The sequence below is a fragment of the Streptomyces milbemycinicus genome, from assembly GCF_002154605.1.
Taxonomy (GTDB): domain Bacteria; phylum Actinomycetota; class Actinomycetes; order Streptomycetales; family Streptomycetaceae; genus Streptomyces; species Streptomyces milbemycinicus.
This window is the reverse complement of the sequence record NZ_MUNE01000310.1, coordinates 1-16831: the sequence shown is the minus strand read 5'-3', so window position 1 is coordinate 16831 and position 16831 is coordinate 1. Positions and strand designations below refer to the sequence as shown.

15 protein-coding genes and 1 pseudogene are annotated in these 16831 nt (G+C 70.5%); 6 read left to right on the top strand and 10 right to left on the bottom strand.

The window, feature by feature from the left end; genetic code table 11:
* The coding region (locus tag CCN51_RS24295; RefSeq protein WP_211303252.1) for an NADH-quinone oxidoreductase subunit NuoE family protein at positions 1 to 541 on the bottom strand (541 nt) is incomplete at its 3' end.
* 2 nt (positions 542 to 543) lie between these two features.
* On the bottom strand, positions 544 to 2490 hold the full coding sequence (locus CCN51_RS24290) for a molybdopterin oxidoreductase family protein (RefSeq protein ID WP_014175323.1): 1947 nt from the start codon (positions 2488 to 2490) through the stop codon (positions 544 to 546).
* Positions 2491 to 2764: 274 nt separating this feature from the next.
* Between CCN51_RS24290 and CCN51_RS24285 the strand changes: the two genes are divergently transcribed.
* Positions 2765 to 3181: a hypothetical protein gene (locus tag CCN51_RS24285; RefSeq protein ID WP_014175322.1), complete on the top strand. Its 417-nt coding sequence runs from the start codon at positions 2765 to 2767 to the stop codon at positions 3179 to 3181.
* A gap of 81 nt (positions 3182 to 3262) precedes the next feature.
* Here CCN51_RS24285 and CCN51_RS60110 read toward each other — a convergent pair whose 3' ends face one another.
* Both CCN51_RS60110 and CCN51_RS24280 read right to left on the bottom strand, forming a co-directional pair.
* Positions 3263 to 3373 (bottom strand): MFS transporter small subunit, encoded by a 111-nt coding sequence (locus tag CCN51_RS60110; protein WP_014175321.1) that lies wholly within the window; start codon positions 3371 to 3373, stop codon positions 3263 to 3265.
* Positions 3370 to 4773 carry an L-lactate MFS transporter gene (locus tag CCN51_RS24280; RefSeq protein WP_086860085.1) on the bottom strand — a complete coding sequence of 468 codons (1404 nt, stop codon included), beginning with the start codon at positions 4771 to 4773 and terminating at the stop codon, positions 3370 to 3372. Before CCN51_RS24280 ends, CCN51_RS60110 begins: the two co-directional genes overlap by 4 nt.
* A gap of 197 nt (positions 4774 to 4970) precedes the next feature.
* Here CCN51_RS24280 and CCN51_RS24275 point away from each other — a divergent pair, with 197 nt between their 5' ends.
* Positions 4971 to 5648, top strand: a complete 678-nt coding sequence (locus CCN51_RS24275; RefSeq protein ID WP_014175319.1) for a GntR family transcriptional regulator — start codon at positions 4971 to 4973, stop codon at positions 5646 to 5648.
* 29 nt (positions 5649 to 5677) lie between these two features.
* On the opposite strand, the gene CCN51_RS24270 is transcribed toward CCN51_RS24275, so the two are convergent.
* Both CCN51_RS24270 and CCN51_RS24265 read right to left on the bottom strand, forming a co-directional pair.
* Positions 5678 to 5956 carry a ribosomal protein L7/L12 gene (locus CCN51_RS24270; RefSeq protein WP_043486498.1) on the bottom strand — a complete coding sequence of 93 codons (279 nt, stop codon included), beginning with the start codon at positions 5954 to 5956 and terminating at the stop codon, positions 5678 to 5680.
* An 11-nt stretch (positions 5957 to 5967) separates the two neighbouring features.
* Positions 5968 to 6822 carry a helix-turn-helix transcriptional regulator gene (locus CCN51_RS24265; RefSeq protein ID WP_014175317.1) on the bottom strand — a complete coding sequence of 285 codons (855 nt, stop codon included), beginning with the start codon at positions 6820 to 6822 and terminating at the stop codon, positions 5968 to 5970.
* A 132-nt stretch (positions 6823 to 6954) separates the two neighbouring features.
* Between CCN51_RS24265 and CCN51_RS24260 the strand changes: the two genes are divergently transcribed.
* Entirely contained in the window at positions 6955 to 7701 is a 747-nt protein-coding gene (locus tag CCN51_RS24260) for an SDR family oxidoreductase (protein WP_014175316.1), read from the top strand.
* Between the two features lie 161 nt (positions 7702 to 7862).
* Here the strand turns inward: CCN51_RS24260 and CCN51_RS24255 are convergent, their stop codons facing one another.
* The 4 genes from CCN51_RS24255 to CCN51_RS24240 all read right to left on the bottom strand — a co-directional run bounded on the left by CCN51_RS24255 (position 7863) and on the right by CCN51_RS24240 (position 14422).
* Entirely contained in the window at positions 7863 to 9254 is a 1392-nt protein-coding gene (locus tag CCN51_RS24255) for an OFA family MFS transporter (RefSeq protein ID WP_043486496.1), read from the bottom strand.
* A gap of 75 nt (positions 9255 to 9329) precedes the next feature.
* Positions 9330 to 11495 (bottom strand): acetate--CoA ligase family protein, encoded by a 2166-nt coding sequence (locus CCN51_RS24250; RefSeq protein ID WP_014175314.1) that lies wholly within the window; start codon positions 11493 to 11495, stop codon positions 9330 to 9332.
* 2 nt (positions 11496 to 11497) lie between these two features.
* Entirely contained in the window at positions 11498 to 12727 is a 1230-nt protein-coding gene (gene frc, locus CCN51_RS24245; protein ID WP_014175313.1) for a formyl-CoA transferase, read from the bottom strand.
* A gap of 12 nt (positions 12728 to 12739) precedes the next feature.
* The gene (locus tag CCN51_RS24240) at positions 12740 to 14422 is read right to left on the bottom strand and encodes a thiamine pyrophosphate-binding protein (RefSeq protein ID WP_014175312.1); all 1683 of its coding nucleotides are present in this window, start codon (positions 14420 to 14422) and stop codon (positions 12740 to 12742) included.
* A 178-nt stretch (positions 14423 to 14600) separates the two neighbouring features.
* Here CCN51_RS24240 and sucC point away from each other — a divergent pair, with 178 nt between their 5' ends.
* From sucC to CCN51_RS57820, 3 genes and pseudogenes are all read left to right on the top strand, one after another.
* Positions 14601 to 15728, top strand: a complete 1128-nt coding sequence (sucC, locus tag CCN51_RS24235) for an ADP-forming succinate--CoA ligase subunit beta (RefSeq protein ID WP_014175311.1) — start codon at positions 14601 to 14603, stop codon at positions 15726 to 15728.
* A gap of 14 nt (positions 15729 to 15742) precedes the next feature.
* Entirely contained in the window at positions 15743 to 16657 is a 915-nt protein-coding gene (gene sucD, locus CCN51_RS24230; RefSeq protein WP_014175310.1) for a succinate--CoA ligase subunit alpha, read from the top strand.
* 2 nt (positions 16658 to 16659) lie between these two features.
* Positions 16660 to 16831: pseudogene (locus CCN51_RS57820) on the top strand (aldehyde dehydrogenase family protein); the annotation flags it as partial.

The window sequence follows — 16831 nt, the reverse complement described above, 5'->3', positions numbered from 1 at the left end:
CGGCGGGCGTGGCGGAGGCGATGACGGCGGTCGTGGGAGCCCCCGCGCGGATGGCGAGCGCCGCCGGGGCGCGCTCGCACAGGCCCAGGCACGGGCTCGGCTGCCAGACCACACCGCCCGCCCGGGCCGACCCCGCCGCCCCCAGGTCCCGCTCAAGCCCCGCGCACACCTCCGCCGACCCGCGGGCCGCACAGGCCAGGTCCGTACAGACGTGGACGACGGTGGCCGGGCGGGGGCGGACCGAGAACATCGCGTAGAAGGTCGCCACGCCATACCCCTCGGCGGGCGGCACGGTCAGCCGGCGGCACAGATAGTCCAGCGCGCCCTCGCTGATCCAGCCCACGCGGTCGTTGATCGCGTGCAGCCCCGGCAGCAGCAGATCCCGCCGCTCGCGCGCCGCCCGCCCACCGCGCGCCCAGCGCAGATCGGTGTCCGTACGGTCGTCGGCGCCCTCCCAGGCGGACTCGGGCGGGCCGAGCAGCGCGTCGACGGCGGCCCGCTCCTCGTCCGTCGGCTTGCTGTCACCGAAGTGCAGATCCACGCTCAGCTCCTCACATCGGCGGACACGGGAAGCTTTTCGATCCGGATGGCCGACGCCTTGAACTCGGCCGTCCCGGCGATCGGGCAATTCGCTTCGATGGTCAGCGCGTTGGTGTCGACCTCGTCGGGGAAGTGCATGGTCATGAACGCCAGCCCGGGCCGTAGCCCCGGGTCGATCCACACCGGCGCCACCACCGCGCCGCGCCGCGAGGCCACGCGCACCTCCTCATCGGCCACCACCCCGTAGCGCTCCGCGTCCTCCGGGCACAGCTCGATGTACTCGCCGCGCCGCAGCGGGGAGGCGAAACTGCCGCTCTGAACCCCGGTGTTGTACGAGTCGAGGCGCCGCCCCGTGGTGAGCCGGATCGGGTAGCGCTCATCGGTCAGATCGACCGGCGGGTCGTGCTTGACCGGTCCGAAGGGGGCGCGCGGTCCGCGCAGCGCCGGGTCCGCCGCCCACAGCCGTCCGTGCAGATAGCTGGGCTCCAGCCGCTCGGTGCTTGGGCAGGGCCACTGGATGCCGTGGTGTTCTTCGAGCCGTTCGTACGTCATCCCGAAGTGGTCGGGGGAGATGGAGCGCAGTTCGTTCCACACCTCCTCGGCGTCCGTGAACTTCCAGTCCCGGCCGAGCCGTCGGGCCAGCTCGCAGATGATGTCGATGTCCTCGCGCGCCTCACCCGGCGGGTTCACCGCCTTGCGCACCCGCTGCACCCGCCGCTCGCTGTTGGTGGTGGTGCCGTCCGTCTCGCACCAGGCGGCGGTGGCGGGCAGCACGACATCGGCCAACTCAGCGGTCTTCGTCAGGAAGATGTCCTGGACCACCAGGTGGTCCAGGGCCTTGAGCCGCCGGATGGCCTGCTCGCTGTCGGCCTCGGACTGGGCCGGGTTCTCGCCGACGCAGTAGACCGCGCGCAGCCGGCCCTCCTCCATCGCCTCGAACATCTCGGTGAGGTTGAGTCCGTAGCGCGGCTGGATGACCACGTCCCACGCCGTCTCGAACTTGATGCGGGTGGCCGGGTCCAGGATGTCCTGGAAGCCGGGCAGCCGGTTGGGGATGGCGCCCATGTCGCCGCCGCCCTGCACGTTGTTCTGCCCGCGCAGCGGCTGCAGCCCGGAGCCATGGCGGCCGACGTGGCCGGTCAGCAAGGACAGGTTGATCAGCGCCCGGACGTTGTCCGTGCCGTTGTGGTGTTCGGTGATGCCGAGCGTCCAGCACAGCTGGGCGCGTTCGGCGGTGGCATAGGCATGCGCGAGGTCGCGGATCGCGGCCGCCGGCACCCCGGTGACCTTCTCGGCGACGGACAGGGTCCAGGGCTCGACCTCGGCCGCGTACTCCTCGAACCCGCTGGTGGCGCGGTCGATGAAGGCGCGGTTGGCGAGCCCGGAGTGGATGATCTCGCGGCCGACGGCGTGTGCGAGCGGGATGTCGGTGCCGACGTTGAGCCCGAGCCAGCTCTCCGCCCATTCGGCGGTGGAGGTGCGGCGTGGGTCGACGGCGTACATCCGGGCGCCGTTGTGGATGCCCTTGAGCACGTGCTGGAAGAAGATGGGGTGCGCGAAGCGGGCGTTGGAGCCCCACATCACGATCAGATCGGTGTCCTCGACCTCGGCGTACGAGGAGGTGCCGCCCCCGGAGCCGAAGACCGCCGACAGGCCCGCGACGCTGGGCGCGTGGCAGGTGCGGTTGCACGAGTCCACGTTGTTGGTGCCCATGACCACGCGGGCGAACTTCTGGGCCACGTAGTTCATTTCGTTGGTGGCGCGGGAGCAGGAGAACATCCCGAACGCGTCGGCCCCGTACGCCCCGGTGGCGGCGGCGAACCCGGCGGCGGCCCGGTCGAGGGCCTGCTCCCAGGTGGCGCGGCGCAGTTCGCCGCTCGCGGGGTCCCGTACGAGCGGGTGGGTGAGGCGGGGGTAGCGCCTGGGCTGTCGGTTGCGGTTACGGGCCACGACGGGCTCCTTATGACGGCTGATACATCGTCGGCAACGCCGGCATCGTCCACAGGATATTGAATACAGTATGCCTGCGGGGGCTGTTAGGGAAGGGTTCCACAACGTCCTTGCAGCGCACCCGCGGCGTACGCGCATTACCCCTGACGTAATCGACCGTCCGAAACCCGCCGGGCAGAGTGGCGTCTACCAGGCCTCGGGCCGGCGCACTCCGGCCCGAGACCCTGGCAGACCATTCCCACGGGACCCCGACGCCCACGGAGGCCGATCCGTCATGTCCGCTGTTCAGCTCGCCGCCCTGGCCCGCACCTCCGAGCCGCAGACCATGCTGCGCCGGTTCCTCGCCCTCGACGCCGTCGTCACCACCGGCAACGGACTCGCCTACCTCGCCGCCTCCGGGCCGCTCGGCCGATTCCTCGGCATGGGCCAGGGGCTGCTGCTGGGACTCGGCGCCTTCCTCACGCTCTTCGGCGCGGGCGTCGGAATCCTCGCCACGCGCAAGAGCCCGCCAGTGCTGCCGGTCCGTGCCGTCATCGAGGCGAACGTGGCCTGGGCCGTGGTCAGCCTGATCGCGCTCGCCACCTGGCTGGCGCCGACGACGGCGGGCGCGGTGTGGATCCCGCTGCAGGCCGTCACGGTCGGCGCCTTCGCGGCCCTGCAGTACGCGGCGCTGCGCGCGACGCGGGCCTGACTCAGGCCCGGCGACATGACGAAGAGGCCCCGGCCCGCCCTGATAGGGCAGCCGGGGCCTCTGCTCAGGGGTCCGCCCGGTTCAGCCGGTGAAGAGCTGGCTGGCCTTGCGGACGAGTTCGTAGACGCCGTATCCGAACGGGAGGACCACCCAGGCCCAGACGGCCACGGTCAGCGCCGTGCGGTTCCTCATCGGTCCGTTCCCTTCTCGGCGGGCTTCCCGGCGGGTTGCGCGGCGGCTTGCTCGGCCGGCTCTGCGGCGGGCTCGTGGAAGCGCGGATCGACCGGCCGGATCAGCTCGTTGGCCACGAAGCCGACGACGAGCAGGCCGATCATGATGGACATGGAGAGCGAGTAGAGGCCGGGGCCGGTGTGTCCGGCCTCCTTCTGGTGGTCGGCGACCTTGTTGACGATGAACGGGCCGAGGACCCCGGCCAACGACCAGGCCGTCAGCAGCCGCCCGTGGATCGCGCCCACCTGGTAGGTGCCGAACAGGTCCTTCAGATACGCCGGTACGGTCGCGAACCCGCCGCCGTAGAAGGACAGGATCACCAGCGCGCAGACCACGAACAGCGGTTTGGAGGAGTCCCCGAGCTGCGCGAGCGCCAGATACATCAGCGCGCCCACGCCCAGGTAGATCCGGTACATGTTCTTGCGGCCGAGCAGGTCGGAGGTCGAGGACCACAGCAGCCGCCCCGTCATGTTCGCGGCCGACAGCAGCGCCACGAAGCCCGCGGCGGCGGAGGTGGTGACGGAGGCCGAGGTGTCCGCGAAGTAGTCCGTGATCATCGGCGCGGCCTTCTCCAGGATGCCGATTCCGGCCGTGACGTTCATGCACAGCACGACCCACAGGCACCAGAACTGCGGGGTGCGGGTGGCGTTGCGGGCGGAGACGTTGGCGGTGCTGACCAGGCGGCCGGGTGCGCTCGGCGGCTCCCAGCCGGCCGGCCGCCAGCCGTCCGGCGGCACCCGCACCAGCAGTACGCCGAGCGCCATGAAGGCCCCGTAGGTGAGCCCGTGCACCAGGAAGGTGGACGCGATACCGGAGCTGTCCTCGCCGAACGCGTCCAGCAGCCGGGTCGACCAGGGCGAGGCGATGAGCGCGCCGCCGCCGAAGCCCATGATGGCGATGCCGGTGGCCATCCCTGGTCGGTCGGGGAACCACTTCATCAGTGTGGAGACCGGTGAGATGTATCCGATGCCGAGGCCGATGCCGCCGATGAAGCCATAGCCGAGGACCACCAGCCAGTACTGGCGGGTGGCGGCGCCCAGCGCGGCGACGAGGAAGCCGGAGGAGAAGCAGACCAGCGATACGAACATCGCCCAGCGCGGGCCGTTGCGCTCGACCAGCGTGCCGCCGAAGGCCGCCGAGAGGCCCAGCATCACGATGCCCAGCTGGAAGGGGAGCGCGCTCGCGGTTCCCGACAGGTCGAGCGAGGACTCCAGCGGCGGCTTGAACACGCTCCAGGCGTATGCCTGGCCGATGGCGAGATGGACGGACAGCGCGGCGGGCGGAACCAGCCAGCGGCTCCAGCCCGGCGGTGCGAGGGTGCGGGAGCGGTCGAGGAAGGCGAGGCGGGGAGTGGAGGGCATGGCCGCGACTTTAAGTAATTCGGCCACCTCCTGACCAGATGTCAGGCGGTCAGTGCGTGGACAGTATGGGTAAACTGTAGACAATAACCAATCGGGGGAGCCTGTCCGCCGAGGGAGCCGAGAGCCACAGAGGCCACAGAGGCCACAGAGCCAGACAGGGCCAGAGAGTCCGAGACGACGAATCCGAAAGGGGCCCGATGCTGTCCAGAGGACTGCCGCAGGGCGCGGTGCCGAAGCTGGAGCGACCGGGGCCGCTCCGCGAGCGCGTCTACGAGGCGCTGCTCGAGCTGATCACCACCCGCGCCCTGCGCCCCGGCCAGCACCTGGTCGAGAGCGAGCTCGCCGGCCATCTCGGAGTCTCCCGCCAGCCGGTGCGCGAGGCGCTGCAGCGGCTGAACACGGAGGGTTGGGTGGATCTGCGCCCTGCCCAGGGCGCGTTCGTCCACGAGCCCACCGAGGAGGAGGCCGACCAGCTGCTCACGGTCCGCACCCTCCTGGAGGCAGAGGCCGCCCGCCTGGCCGCCGCGCACGGCGGGCCGTCCGGGGTCGAGGCTCTGGAGGAGCTGTGCGTCAAGGGCGAGCGCGCGGTGCTCGCCGACGACGTGGACGGCGCGGTCGCGGCGAACGCGGAGTTCCACGCCAAGGTGATGGAGCTGGCGGGAAACGCGGTCCTGGCCGAGCTGGCCGCCCAGGTGGACCGCCGGGTCCGCTGGTACTACACCCCGGTGGCCCGCCAGCGCGGCAAGCAGTCCTGGATCGAGCACCGTGAGCTGATCGCGGCCATCTCCGCCCAGGACGAGCGCCGCGCCACGGACGTCATGCGCGCCCACACCGAGCACACCCGGCGTACGTACCACGAGCGCGAGCGCGGCTGACGAGGGTGACGGGGCGCCGCGGAGGCGTGTCACCCCATGCTTTCGACCGCCTCCTTGGCCTCCTTCAGATCCGCCCCGGTGATCTCCCGGTAGGCCTTGATGGCGTGGATCTTCTTTCCCTCCACGAGGAGGGCCCGGACCGGCGCCAGCTCCGGCTGGGGTTCCTCGAGGCCCAGGTGCTCGAGTATCAGGTCGACTTTGCGGGTCAACTGCGTGGTCCTGCGGTTCAGCTTGTCGATCTTGCGCTCGACGGCCGACCCCAACACCGCGATGACCATAACGACCAGGGCTACTGCTGTCAGTGTCATGCTCCGCAACCCTAACGACCATGGTGGCGCGGGGAATCCGCCCGGCGCCGGGTGGCCTGGACGGAGCCGAGGAGGCCCAGGGCCTGGGCGCTGGGGCTGCCCGGTTCGGCGTGGTAGATGATGAGCTGCTGGCCGGGGGCGTCACGTACGTCGAAGGCCTGGTAGGTGAGGGTGAGCGGGCCGACGTCCGGGTGCAGGAAGCGCTTGGGCTCCCGTGTCTTGCCGCGCACGCTGTGCGTGTTCCAGAGGCGGGTGAACTCCGCGCTGTGTTCGGTGAGGGTGGCGACGAGTTCGCGCAGCCGCGGGTCGTCCGCGTCGAAGCCGGTCGCCTCGCGCAGATTGGCCACGGTGGCCTGGGCCGTCCAGTCCCAGTCCGGGTAGAAGCCACGCGCTACGGGGTCCAGGAAGGCCATGCGGACCAGGTTGTCCGCCGCTGCGAACGGGGCGTACAGGGCGTCGGTCAGGGCGTTGGCGGCGAGGATGTCCAGGGTGCGGTTGATCACGAACGCCGGGGTGTTCGGGTAGCCGTCCATCAGCTGGCGCAACGCCGGGGAGACGGTGGCGGCGGCGCGGGCGGAGGGCCGTATGCCCGGCGCCACCCCGGCCAGCCGGTGCAGATGCGCGCGGGCGTCCGGGTCGAGGCGCAGGGCGCGGCCGAGGGCGTCGAGCACCTGGGGCGAGGGGTGGCGCTCGCGGCCCTGCTCCAGCCGGGTGTAGTAGTCGGCGTTCATCCCGGCCAGGACCGCGACTTCCTCACGGCGCAGCCCGGCGACCTTGCGCACCCCGTGGCTCGCCATGCCGACGTCCTCCGGCCGCAGGGCCGCGCGCCGCGTACGCAGAAAGTCCCCCAGGTGGTTGTCAGCCATGCGTCCAGGCTAGGCAAACGCTCCGCGGGCTGCCTGGGTGTGCCGCACCCAGGGAGTGTCCGCCCTGGTTGAACGCCGCTGACCTGCTCAGACTCGGTGTGACGGAAGAGTTCCGCCGAGAGGAGTAGGGACATGACGGACACTGCCGGGAACACCACCAAGGTCGTCCTGATCACCGGCGCGAGCAGTGGCATCGGGGAGGCCACCGCCCGCCGCCTGGCCGCTGACGGCCACCACGTCCTGCTGGGCGCGCGGCGCGTCGACCGACTGGAGGCGCTGGTCCAGGACATCACCGCCGAGGGCGGCAGCGCCGCTTGCCGGTCGCTGGACGTCACGGACGCCGCCGATATGCGGGACTTCGTCTCCGCCGCCGTTGAGCGCTGGGGACGGGTGGATGTGATGGTCAACAACGCCGGGGTGATGCCGCTCTCGCCGCTCGGGGCGCTGAAGGTCGACGAGTGGGATCGCATGATCGATGTGAACATCCGCGGTGTGCTGTACGGCATCGCGGCCGCCCTGCCGGTGATGCGGCGGCAGCGCGGCGGGCACTTCGTGAACGTCGCCTCGGTCGGCGCGTACGAGGTGTCGCCCACCGCCGCCGTGTACTGCGCGACCAAGTTCGCCGTACGCGCGCTCTCCGAGGGGCTGCGCCAGGAGTCGCCCACCGACATCCGGGTCAGCGTGGTGTCCCCGGGCGTCACCGAGTCCGAACTCGCCGACTCGATCTCCGACCCGGAGGCCCGCGAGGCGATGAAGGCATATCGCGCGGTGGCCATCCCCGCGTCGGCGGTCGCGGATGCCATCGCCTTCGCCGTCAGCCGGCCCGCCGAGGTCGACGTGAACGAGATCGTGGTGCGCCCCACCGCCAGCGCCCAGTAGGCCGCGGTTGACCCCTCGTAGTCCCGGTCGCCCCGGGGGAACGCGGGACGGCGGCACGCCCATGGTGCAGGCGTGCCGCCGTCCCGAATCCGCCGCCGTAGGAGGCTCGCGCCGCTGTAGGAGGCTCGCGCCGCCGTACGACGGCCTGTCTCACCACACGCTCAGACCGCCTCCCGGCTGATCGGCTGCGGGTTGGGTGCGATGTCCCGGACCCGTGGCCGGCCCGGCTGGCGCAGCAGCAGGGCGACCCCGGCCGCCACCATGGAGATGCCGCCGGCCAGCGCGTACGCCCCGTCGTACCCCCAGTCGTCGACCACCATGGAGCCGAGTCCGCCGCCGAACAGCCCGCTGACCAGCTTTCCGCTGTACACCAGGCCGTAGTTGGTGGCGTTGTAGTTCTCGCCGAAGTAGTCCGGGGTCAGGGCGGCGAACATCGGGTAGAAGGCGCCGCCGCCGAAGCCGGAGAGGAAGGCGAAGAAGAGGAACAGCGCCTCGTTGTGCAGGTTTCCGGCCCAGATCACCCCGAACTGCGCGAGCCCCAGGACCACGATCACGAACACCAGGGTGTTCTTGCGCCCCCAGATGTCCGACAGCCAGCCCACGACCCCGCGCCCCACACCGTTGATGACGGACATGATGCCCATCGACGAGGCCGCGACCAGCGGGCCGAAGCCCACGTCCTTGGCGTAGTCGACCTGGAAGGAGATGCCGAAGATGGACACCCCGGCCGTCATCACCAAGGCCAGCCACATCAGTGGCAGCACGCCCGTCCTGATGGCCTCCTTGGGCGTGTACTGCCGCACCGCGGGCGGGTTCTTGGCCAGGCTCGCCGCGGTCTTGGCGTTGCCGCTGAAGCGGATCGGGTCGATATGTGCGGGCCACCAGTTCTTGGGCGGGTCCTTGAAGAACCAGGCGCAGACCGCCACCACGATCAGCACATAGACACCGATGAGGTCGAGCACCTCGTTGTAGTTCCCGGTGTCGAACCAGTAGTTGAAGATGAAGATGAACGGCAGTGCGCCGTACGCGAAGCCGCCGTTGACGAACCCGGTCTTCGCGCCGCGCCGCTCCGGGAACCACTTGCCCACCATATTGATGCAGGTGGCGTAGACGAGCCCGGAGCCAAGCCCCCCGACGACGCCGAATCCGAAGATCGCTGCGGCAACGTTGTCGAGGTGGGAGAGGGCGAGGAAGCCGACCAGACACAGCGCCGACCCGATGAACATCGCCCTGCGGGCGGTCAGTATCCCCCTCTCCCGCATCCAGCCGGCCGGGAAGGCGATCCCCGCCTGGAAGAACACCCACACGCTCAGGATCCAGAAGGTGTTGCTCTGGCTCCAGCCGTGTGCGTCGGACAGCGTGTCCTCGGCCGATCCGTACGCGTACTCGGACACGCTGATGGCCATCATCGCGATCCACGGCAGATAGACCATCAACTTCCGGCTGTGGCCCAGAATGTCGCGGTCCGTCTCACCGATGCGGTAGATGCGCCCCTTGCCGTCTTGCACTTCGCGGAATGGCACGGTCCCATCCCGGTGTTGCTCTGTGCTCATGACGTCCCCTTGGCTTCGAAGGAACTGGCCAGCGCCCCCTGTCCAAACTCTTCGTGCTCGGGAGAACGGTGGGCTTTACGTGAGCAACCCCGCCGACCGGGCCCAGCGGTATTTCGCGCCCAGGACGGCCACCGGCTTCTCGGTGGTGTAGGGGTAGGCCACCACGCCGTGCTCGAAGAGGTACTGGCTCGCCTCCTCGACCTCGGTGTCGCCCGCGAGGGAGGCCACCACGGGCTTGTGGATCCCGCGCGCCCGGAACTCCTCGACGACCCGCGCGGTGAGTTCGGCGAACACCATGGGCGGGGTGACGATGGTGTGCCAGTAGCCGAGGACCAGCGCGTGGATGCGCGGGTCTTCCAGGCCCAGCCGGATGGTGGCCTCGTAGGTGGCCGGGGGTTCGCCGCCGGTGATGTCGACCGGGTTGCCGGCCGCGCCGAAGGGCGGGATGAAGCGGCGGAAGGCCGCGTCCAGGTCCGGCGGGATCTCCATCAGGGAGAGACCGTTGTCGACGATGGCGTCGGACAGCAGCACCCCCGAGCCCCCGGCGCCGGTGATGATGACGACGTTGTCACCTTGTGGCGTGGGCAGTACGGGCAGCGCCCGCGCGTACTCCAGCATCTCGTTCAGGCCCGGGGCGCGGATCACCCCGGCCTGCCGCAGGATGTCGTCGTAGACCGCGTCGTCCCCGGCCAGCGCTCCGGTGTGGGAGCCCGCGGCCTTGGCGCCCGCCGCCGTACGGCCCGCCTTGAGCACGACGACCGGTTTCTTCGGCACGGTGGCGCGCGCGGCCTCGACGAAGGCGCGGCCGTCCTTGAGGTCTTCCAGGTGCATGGCGATGCACTGGGTGTTGGGGTCCTCGCCGAAGTAGGTGAGCAGGTCGTCCTCGTCCACGTCCGACTTGTTGCCGAGGCCGACGATCGCCGACACTCCGGTGCGGGTGGTGCGGGCGAAGCCGAGGATCGCCATCCCGATGCCACCGGACTGCGAGGTGAGCGCCACCGGCCCCTTGACGTCGTACGGGGTGCAGAAGGTGGCGCACAGGTCCTGCCAGGTGGAGTAGTAGCCGTAGATGTTCGGCCCCAGCAGCCGGACCCCGTGCTCCTCGGCGATCGCCACGATCCGGTCCTGCAGCTCGTGTTCGCCGGTCTCGGCGAAGCCGGAGGGGATGAGGACGGCGTTGGGGATGCCCTTGCGGCCGACCTCCTCCAGTGCGGCGGGGACGAACTTCGCGGGGATCGCGAAGACCGCCACATCCACCTCGCCCGGCACGTCCGTCACCGACTTGTACGCCTTGCGGCCCAGGATGTCGTCGGACCTGGGGTTCACCGGGTGGATCTCGCCGGGGAAGCCGCCGTCGATGAGGTTGCGCATCACCGAGTTGCCGATCTTGCCCTGCTCGTTGGAGGCGCCGATCACGGTGACCGAGCGCGGCTGCATCAGCCGCCGCATCGCGGTCAGGATCTCCTCGCGCGAGTAGCGGCGCCGCTCGGCGGGCGGTGCGTCGCTGAGCAGGATCCGTACGTCGGCGGCCAGCACCCCGCTCGCGGAGGCGAACACGGGGTTCAGATCCACCTCGGCCACCTCGGGAAAATCGGCGGCCAGCCGGGAGACCCGGACCACCAGGCCGGCCAGCGCCTCCCGGTCCACCGCCGCCCCGCCGCGTACGCCCCGCAGCACCTCGGCGGCCCGGATGGAGTCCAGCATCGACAGCGCGTCGTCCCGGCTCGCCGGGGCCAGCCGGAAGGTGATGTCCTTCAACACCTCCACCAGCACCCCGCCGAGGCCGAACGCGACGACCTTCCCGAAGGTCGGGTCGGTGACCGCGCCGACGATGACCTCCTGGCCGCCGGCCGGCACCATCTGCTGCACCTGCACGCCCTTGATCCGGGCTTTCGGGTCGTACGCGCGGGCGTTGGTCACGATCGCGGTGAACGCGCCGCGCACCTCGGCCGCCGATGTCAGGCCCACCCGGACGCCGCCCGCGTCGGTCTTGTGCAGGATGTCCGGGGAGACGATCTTGAGAGCGACCGGGAAGCCGATCCGGTCGGCGAGCGCCACCGCGTCGTCCGCGCACTCCGCCAGCCCCTCGGCCGGGGTCGGAATCCCGTACGCGTCGGTGATCAGCTTGCCCTCGGGCGCCGTCAGCGCCGAACGCCCCTCGGCGCGCGCGGCGTCGAGCACGGCCCGTACGGCTGCCGTGTCGTAGTTGGTTTGGTCCGTCTGGTCCGACTCGTGCGCCACCGTCAGATCACTCCGTTCGCTTTGAGTAGCCGCACTTCCTCGTCGCCGAGGCCCAGTTCCCCGACGTACACCTCTTCGTTGTGCTCGCCCAGCAGCGGGGAGCGCTCGACGTCGACCGGGGAGTCGGAGAGCTTCAGCGGTGAGCCGACGGTGGTGAAGGTGCCGCGCTCGGGGTGGTCGACCTTCACCACCATCTCGTTGGCCGCGAGCGACGCGTCCTCGACGATCTCCTTGGTGGACAGGATCGGCCCGCACGGGATGTTGTGGGCGTTCAGCGCCTCCAGCACCTCCCACTTGGGCAGGGTGCTCGACCACTCCTCGATCAGCTGGAACATCTTGGCCAGCTTGGGCAGCCGCGCCTCGGGCGTCGCCCACTCCGGGTCCTCGGCCAGCTCCGGCCGCCCGATCAGCTCGGTGATCGGCTGCCAGCCGACGGGCTGCACGATCACGTACACATAGTCGTTGGGCCCGCCGGGCGCGCATTTGACCGCCCAGCCCGGCTGCCCGCCACCGCTCGCGTTGCCCGAGCGCGGCACCTCGTCCCCGAAGCTCTCGTTCGGGTACTCCGCGAGCGGGCCGTGCGTCAGCCGCTGCTGATCGCGCAGCTTGACCCGGCACAGATTCAGCACCGCGTGCTGCATGGCCACATTGACGCGCTGGCCGCGCCCGGTGCGGGTGCGCTGGTAGAGCGCGGCCAGGATGCCCGCCACACAGTGCACCCCGGTGCCCGAGTCGCCGATCTGCGCGCCGGTCGCCAGCGGCGGCCCGTCGTCGAACCCGGTCGTGGACATCGACCCGCCCATGGCCTGCGCGACCACCTCGTAGGCCTTGAACTTGGTGTACGGGCCCTCGCCGAAGCCCTTGATCGAGGCGTAGACGATCCGCGGGTTGATCTCCTGGATGCGCTCCCAGCTGAAGCCCATGCGGTCCACGGCGCCCGGGCCGAAGTTCTCCACCATGACGTCGCTGCGCCGGATGAGCTCGGTCAGGAGCTCCTTGCCGCGCTCGGTCTTGGTGTTGAGGGTGATGCTCCGCTTGTTGCAGTTGAGCATCGTGAAGTAGAGGGAGTCGACGTCCGGGAGGTCGCGCAGCTGCTTGCGCGTGATGTCCCCGGTGACGGACTCCAGTTTGATGACGTCCGCGCCGAGCCAGGCCAGCAGCTGGGTGGCGGAGGGACCGGACTGTACGTGCGTCATGTCGAGGACGCGTACGCCCTCAAGAGCCTTGGTCATCTCACGGCCCCTTTACTTGTACATCGTCTGGTTCATCGTTCCGGGGGCGTACGCGTCCGGGTCGACCCAGACGTTGATCAGCGACGGCTTGCCGGACTCGCGGGCGCGCCGCAGGGCCGGGGCGATGTCCGCCGGGTCGCGGACCTCCTCGCCGTAGCCGCCGAGCATCCGCGCGAACTGGTCGTACGGCACATCGCCGAGGGTGTTGCCGACCCGCTGGCGCTCCTCGCCGTACTTGGCCTTCTGGCCGTAACGGATCTGGTTCATCGAGGAGTTGTTGCCGACGATGCCGACGAAGGGCAGGTTGAAGCGGACCAGCGTCTCGAAGTCCCAGCCGGTGAGGGAGAACGCGCCGTCCCCGAAGAGGGCCACGACCTCCTTGTCGGGGCGCGCCTGCTTGGCGGCCATCACGAACGGCACGCCGACGCCGAGGGTGCCCAGCGGACCGGGGTCCATCCAGTGGCCGGGCGACTTGGGCTGTACCACCTGACCGGAGAAGGTGACGATGTCGCCGCCGTCGCCGATGTAGATCGAGTCCTCGGTGAGGAAGTCGTTGATCTCGCTGACGAGGCGGTACGGATGGATGGGGGAGGCGTCCGAGCGCAGCTGCGGCAGCCGCTTCTCGATCGCGGTCTGCTCGGCGGCGCGCAGCTCGTCCAGCCACTCCTTGCGCCTGCCCGCGCCCCCGTTGATCCGGCCCGAGGCGGCCTGGGTGACGGCGGACAGGACCAGGCCCGCGTCGCCGACGATGCCGAGGTCGATGTCCCTGTTCTTCCCCACTGTCCGGTAGTCGAGGTCGATCTGGACGACCGTCGCGTCGGGGGAGAGCCGCTTGCCGTAGCCCATCCGGAAGTCGAACGGGGTGCCGACGATCACGATCAGGTCGGCGTTGGAGAAGGCGTAGCGGCGGGAGAGCTGGAAGTGGTGCGGGTCGCCGGGCGGCAGGGTGCCGCGCCCCGCGCCGTTCATATACGCGGGCACGTTGAGCGTCCGTACCAGCTCGATGGCCGCGTCCGTGGCCCGGCAGGTCCACACCTGGCTGCCGAGCAGGATCGCCGGCTTCTCGGCCCGCACCAGCAGGTCGGCCAGCTTCTCCACGGCCTCGGGGTCGCCGGCGCTGCGGTTGGAGGCCCGGTACTTCCCGGCCTCGGGGATACGGGCGCCCGCGACCGGGACCTTGGCGTCCAGGACGTCGCGCGGGATCTCCAGGAAGGACGGGCCGGGCGCGCCGTGGTAGCACTCGCGGAAGGCCATGGAGACCATGTCGGCGGCGCGGGCGGTGTCCGGGACGGTGGCGGCGAACTTGGTGATCGGCGCCATCATGTCGACGTGCGGAAGGTCCTGGAGGGAGCCCATCTTGTGCTGGGTGTGGGCGCCCTGTCCGCCGATGAGCAGCATGGGCGACTCGGCGCGGAAGGCGTTGGCGACGCCGGTGACCGCGTCGGTGGTGCCGGGGCCGGCCGTGACGACGGCGCAGCCGGGCTTGCCGGTGATGCGGGCGTAGCCGTCGGCGGCGTGGGCGGCCACCTGTTCATGGCGTACGTCGATGACATCGATGCCCTCGTCGACGCAGCCGTCGTAGATGTCGATGATGTGGCCGCCGCAGAGCGTGTAGATGACGTCGACGCCCTCGGCTTTGAGCGCCTTGGCGACCAAGTGCCCGCCGGAGATGAGTTCCTGGCTGTCGTCGGGCATGGCGATGCGCGTCCCTTCGTAGGGGGTGGGGGTGCGGTCTCGCGATCAGGTCCTGCAGATTGCATACAGTCGACGTTATGCGGTATGAACATTGTTATCCCGCATCGACTGATCGATGTCCAGGGGGCGTGCGGCAAGGGTTTGACCAAGCGCTGCGACTGGGACCAAAGGAGCGGGCATGGACCTGTTCGAACATCAGGCACGGGAACTCTTCGAGCGCTACGGCGTGTTGGTGCCACGGGCGGAGGTCGCAGGCTCGGCGCCCGCGGCCCGCGCGGCGGCCGAGCGGCTGGGCGGCCGAGTCGTCGTCAAGGCGCAGGTGAAGACCGGGGGACGGGGCAAGGCGGGTGGGGTGAAGCTCGCCGCCGACCCGGCGGCGGCCGAATTGACCGCCCGTCAGATCCTCGGTATGGACATCAAGGGGCACACCGTCCACCAGGTGATGGTCGCCGAACCGGTCGAGGTGGAGCGCGAGTTCTACGTCGGCTACACCCTGGACCGGGCCCGCGGCCGCTTCCTGGCGATCGCCTCCGCCGAGGGCGGCATGGAGATCGAGGAGGTGGCGGCCCGCCGCCCCGAGGCCGTGGCCCGGATCGCGGTGGACCCCGAGGAGGGCGTGACCGAGGCGAAGGCCGCCGAGATCGCCGCGGCGGGCGGGCTGCCGGCCGAGGCGGCGGCGACCCTGCACCGGCTGTGGACCGTGCTGACCGAGCAGGACGCGCTGCTGGTCGAGGTCAACCCGCTCGTGGTGACGCGCGGCGGGGCGATCGTGGCGCTGGACGGTAAGGTGACGCTCGACGACAACGCGGACTTCCGACGCACTTACGCGTACGAGGACACCGGGGGTGCCGGTCTGGAGGCGGAGGCGGCGGCCAAGGGCCTGAACTACGTCAAACTGGACGGCGAGGTCGGCGTCATCGGCAACGGCGCGGGCCTGGTCATGTCCACCCTCGACGTGGTCGCGGGCTGCGGCGCCCGCCCCGCCGACTTCCTCGACATCGGCGGCGGCGCCTCGGCCGAGGTCATGGCGGACGGCCTCTCCGTCGTCCTCGGCGACCCCCACGTACGGTCCGTCCTCGTCAACGTCTTCGGCGGGATCACCGCCTGCGACGCGGTGGCCGAGGGCATCGTCCGCGCCCTGGACACCGTCACCCTCACCAAACCGCTGGTCGTCCGGCTCGACGGCAACAGCGCGGCGCGCGGCCGGGCGATCCTCACCGAGCGCGCCCATCCGCTCGTACACCAGGTGGACACCATGGACGGCGCCGCGGCGCGGGCCGCCGAACTCGCGGCAGTCGCGGCCTAAGGGGGCTTACGGTCATGGCAATCTTCCTCACCAAGGACAGCAAGGTCATCGTCCAGGGCATGACCGGCGCGGAGGGCATGAAGCACACCCGCCGGATGCTCGCGGCCGGCACCGACATCGTCGGCGGGGTCAACCCGCGCAAGGCCGGGGTCCAGATCGACATCGACGGCCGTACGGTGCCGGTCTTCGGCTCCGTAGGCGAGGCGGTGGACGCCACCGGCGCGGATGTGACGGTGCTCTTCGTCCCGCCGCCGTTCGCCAAGGCCGCGGTCATCGAGGCGGCCGACGCCGAGATCCCGCTCGCCGTCGTGATCACCGAGGGCATCCCGGTGCACGACGCGGTCGCCTTCCACGCCTACGCCCGGGCCCGCGCCACCAGGATCATCGGCCCGAACTGCCCGGGTCTGATCTCCCCGGGCCAGTCCAACGCGGGCATCATCCCCTCCGACATCACCAAACCGGGCCGGATCGGCCTGGTGTCGAAGTCGGGCACACTGACGTACCAGCTGATGTACGAGCTGCGGGACATCGGCTTCTCGTCGTGCGTGGGCATCGGCGGCGACCCGGTGATCGGCACCACCCATATCGACGCCCTGGCCGCGTTCGAGGCCGACCCCGACACCGACCTGATCGTGATGATCGGCGAGATAGGCGGCGACGCGGAGGAGCGGGCGGCTCGTTTCATCGCCGAGCGGGTGACCAAACCGGTGGTCGGCTACATAGCGGGCTTCACGGCCCCCGAGGGCAGGACCATGGGCCACGCCGGGGCCATCGTGTCCGGTTCCTCGGGCACCGCCCGGGCCAAGAAGGAGGCGCTGGAGGCGGCCGGCGTACGCGTCGGGGCCACACCGACGGAGACCGCCGAGCTGGTGTTCGCCCTTCTGGCGGACGCCGGTGATGTGCACCGGGCCGGCCAGGGAAGGTGCTGAGGATGGCAGCCACCCTCACCCATAAACCCGGCACCACCTGGGCCGATGCCTGGCAGCGCAGCCTGGCCGCCGCGCCCGAGGCATTCCGGGACGACCGTGTCCGCAACTTGTGGGGCGGCCGCTGGCACGCCGACGGCCACCCCCTCCCCGCCGTCACCCCGGTCGACGGCACCC